This is a genomic window from Streptomyces phytophilus (assembly GCF_013870535.1).
GTDB classification, from domain to species: Bacteria; Actinomycetota; Actinomycetes; order Streptomycetales; family Streptomycetaceae; genus Streptomyces; species Streptomyces phytophilus.
This window is the reverse complement of the sequence record NZ_JACBXC010000878.1, coordinates 1-2,607: the sequence shown is the minus strand read 5'-3', so window position 1 is coordinate 2,607 and position 2,607 is coordinate 1. Positions and strand designations below refer to the sequence as shown.

General features: G+C 73.0%; 3 protein-coding genes and 1 pseudogene. All 4 read right to left on the bottom strand.

The genetic code is table 11. The annotated features are described in order from the left end of the window. Positions 1-233: pseudogene (locus H5J30_RS37750) on the bottom strand (PIG-L family deacetylase); the annotation flags it as partial. Beyond that, positions 146-985, bottom strand: a complete 840-nt coding sequence (locus tag H5J30_RS26590; protein WP_181789872.1) for a glycosyltransferase family protein — start codon at positions 983-985, stop codon at positions 146-148. The gene H5J30_RS26590 and the pseudogene H5J30_RS37750, both read right to left, overlap by 88 nt. Continuing rightward, positions 982-2,226: a class I SAM-dependent methyltransferase gene (locus H5J30_RS26585; protein WP_181789871.1), complete on the bottom strand. Its 1,245-nt coding sequence runs from the start codon at positions 2,224-2,226 to the stop codon at positions 982-984. Before H5J30_RS26585 ends, H5J30_RS26590 begins: the two co-directional genes overlap by 4 nt. Then, a partial coding sequence (locus H5J30_RS26580; protein ID WP_181789870.1) for a glycosyltransferase occupies positions 2,223-2,607 on the bottom strand: 385 nt, incomplete at its 5' end. The genes H5J30_RS26580 and H5J30_RS26585, both read right to left, overlap by 4 nt.

Sequence of the window (2,607 nt, the reverse complement as noted above, 5' to 3'; positions counted from 1 at the left end):
CCGCCGGTGAGCACCAGGGCGTCGACGCGGAGACCCGGCCGCGCGAGGCACATCGTCAGAAGGGTGCCGCCCGCGCCGATGGCGATGTCGTCGCAGTGCGCGCCCACGGCGACGATCCGGTCGGGAGGCCCGGCCCCGAGCCGGATCACGCGGTCCCCGCCGGGGCGCCGACGCCCCTGCCGCTGCCGACCGCGTGTGCCCGGCCCGCGGCGCCGCGTTCCCACACGGCCCACGAGCGGTCGCCGCGGGCGTAGGCGGCGTCGAGCGCCGCCCGCTCCTTCACGGTGTCGGTCGGTTTCCAGAAGCCGCGGTGCCGGTACGCCACCAGCCGGCCGCGCTTGGCCAGCCGGGCGCAGCCGTCCGCGACCAGGTCCCCGTTCTCCGGGATGTGGTCGAAGACCTCCTGGCGGAGCACGAAGTAGCCGCCGTTCTCCCACAGCGGCAGTTCGCTCACCGCGGTGATGCCGCCCACCAGGCCGTCCTCGCCCAGCTCCACGCAGTGGAAGGAGGACTGGGGCGGCACCACCAGCATCGACGCGCCGGCGTCGCGCCGGGCGAACCTCTCGATCATCTCCGGCAGCGGGGCGTCGGTGAGCACGTCGGCGTAGTTGGCGAGGAACATCTCGTCGCCGCCGAGGTGGTGGCGCACCCGGCGCAGCCGCTCGCCGATGGGCGACTCGATGCCGGTCTGGGCGAACGTGATCGTCCAGGAGGCGATGTCGGTGGACAGCAGCTCGGTCCGCCCGTTGCGCAGCACGAAGTCGTTGGACGTCGTCTCCTCGTAGTGGAGGAAGAAGTCCTTGATGTGGTGCGCCCCGTAGCCGAGGCACAGGATGAACTCCGTGTGCCCGTAGTGCGCGTAGTAGCGCATGACGTGCCAGATCAGCGGGCGGGGGCCGACCATCGCCATCGGCTTGGGCATGTCGTCGGCGGCGCCGCTGCGCATGCGCAGCCCGTAGCCGCCGCAGAACAGTACGACCTTCATGGCTTTACCTCGACAACACTCAGTTCCGGGATGGGGAAGACCAGCCGGCCGCCCCAGGCGTGCACGAAGGACAGCTGCTCCGTCAGCTCCGCCCGCAGGTTCCAGGGGAGGACGAGCACGTAGTCGGGCCGGTCGGCGGCGATCCGCTCGGGCGGCAGGACCGGGATGCGGGTGCCCGGGGTGAACCTGCCGTGCTTGTAGGGGTTGCGGTCGACCGTGTACGGGAGCAGGTCGGGCCGGATGCCGCAGTGGTTGAGCAGGGTGTTGCCCTTGCCGGGGGCGCCGTAGCCGGCCACCGTCTCGCCGCGCTCCGCCGCGTCGATGAGGAACCGCAGCAGGTCCCGGCGCACCTTGGCCACCCGGGCGGAGAAGCCGGTGTACCCGGACAGCTCCCGCAACCCTGCGGCCTTCTCCCGGGCCAGGACGTCGGCCACCCGGCGGGTCGGCTCTCCGGCGGCCTCGGCCGGGCGGGCCCACAGCCGCAGGGAGCCGCCGTGCGTGGGCAGCGACTCGACGTCCACGAGGGCGAGTCCGCCGCTGGCCAGCGCCCGGATCGCGGAGGCGACCGTGTAGTACTGGAAGTGCTCGTGGTAGATCGTGTCGTACTGGTTCTGCTCGATGAGGGTCAGCAGGTGCTGCACCTCGATGGTGACCCAGCCGTCGTCGGCGACCAGGGCGCGCAGTCCCCGGGTGAACCCGGTGACGTCGGGAATGTGCGCGTACACGTTGTTGGCCGCGACCAGGTCCGCCGGGCCGTGCTCGGCGCGGACGGCGGCGCCCGTGGCGGGGTCGAGGAACGCCGTGAGCGTGGGCACGCCGGCGTCGCGCGCCGCGGCGCCGACGTTCACCGACGGCTCGATCCCCAGGCAGCGGATGCCGCGGTCCACCACGTGCTTCAGCAGGTAGCCGTCGTTGCTCGCGACCTCGACCACGAAGGCGCCGCCGTCCCCGGAGCCGAGGCCCAGCCGCCGTACGGCACCGTCGACGAACGTGCGCGCGTGCTCCACCCAGGAGGTCGAGTACGACGAGAAGTACGCGTACTCCTCGAACGTCTCCTCCGGCGTGACCAGCGGCGGAAGCTGCGCCAGCCAGCAGTCGGTGCAGACCCGCAGGTGCAGCGGGTACGCCGGTTCCGGCCGGTCGAGTTGGTCCGCGGCGAGGAAGCTCTCACACGGTGGCGTCGCCCCGAGGTCGACGACGCTCTCCATCGCTTCCGAGCCGCACAGTCGGCATCGTGTCATCTGCTGTCCCCATCCCCCCTGCCCGGGCGGGTGTCCCCGCCGTGAGTCGGCGCTGACCGGCCCGCGATCGCGGTGCCGTACTCCTCCACCAGGCGCTTCAGCCCGACCGCCGGGCTGAAGCCCCGTTCGTAACTGCGCCGGGCCGCCCGGCCCATCTCCCGGCCGCGCGCCGGGTCCGCGGTGATCCGGCGCAGGCAGGACGCGAGCGAGGCGGGGTCGCCCGGCCGGTGCAGCAGGCCGGTCACCCCGTCCTCGACGAGTTCGACGAAGGCGGCGTGGCCGGCGGCGACGGCCGGGACCCCCGCGGCCATCGCCTCCACGACCACCAGGCCGAACGTCTCCAGGGCCATTGAGGGCGCCACCACGGCGACCGACCGCGCG

What these genes read in the sequence shown, in the direction of transcription:
- H5J30_RS26590 (WP_181789872.1), bottom strand. Translation starts at nt 985, where the DNA reads ATGAAGGTCGTACTGTTCTGCGGCGGCTACGGGCTGCGCATGCGCAGC.
- H5J30_RS26585 (WP_181789871.1), bottom strand. Translation starts at nt 2,226, where the DNA reads ATGACACGATGCCGACTGTGCGGCTCGGAAGCGATGGAGAGCGTCGTC.